The sequence below is a fragment of the Vibrio sp. 10N.222.49.C9 genome, from assembly GCF_041474985.1.
Classification (GTDB): domain Bacteria; phylum Pseudomonadota; class Gammaproteobacteria; order Enterobacterales; family Vibrionaceae; genus Vibrio; species Vibrio crassostreae_C.
In genome coordinates this window covers 1-276 of record NZ_JBFRVD010001200.1, presented here as the reverse complement: position 1 = coordinate 276, position 276 = coordinate 1, and the positions used below count along the sequence as shown (strand labels likewise).

Here is a 276-nt window from a genome sequence, read left to right as displayed (position 1 = left end):
TCCTTATTGATGCTGCGGGTAGCCGAAAGTTCTTCTCCTCTTCTTGGTGCAAGATGATGATGGATGCCGGTGTCGAGGTGGTTCAAGCTCTGCAGGTAAACCCTTGGCGTATGTTCCTACGTCGTCTTGATTTGAGACAGCATAGAAAAATCATCGTTATCGATGATAATGTTGCCTACACGGGCTCAATGAACCTTGTGGATCCTGAGTATTTCAAACAAAGTGCGGGGGTTGGAATGTGGGTCGACGTGATGGTGCGAATCACAGGCCCAACAG

General features: G+C 48.6%; 1 pseudogene. It reads left to right on the top strand.

Annotation, left to right across the window (positions count from 1 at the left end):
• A pseudogene (cls, locus tag AB4585_RS27560) lies at nucleotides 1-276 on the top strand (cardiolipin synthase A); the annotation flags it as partial.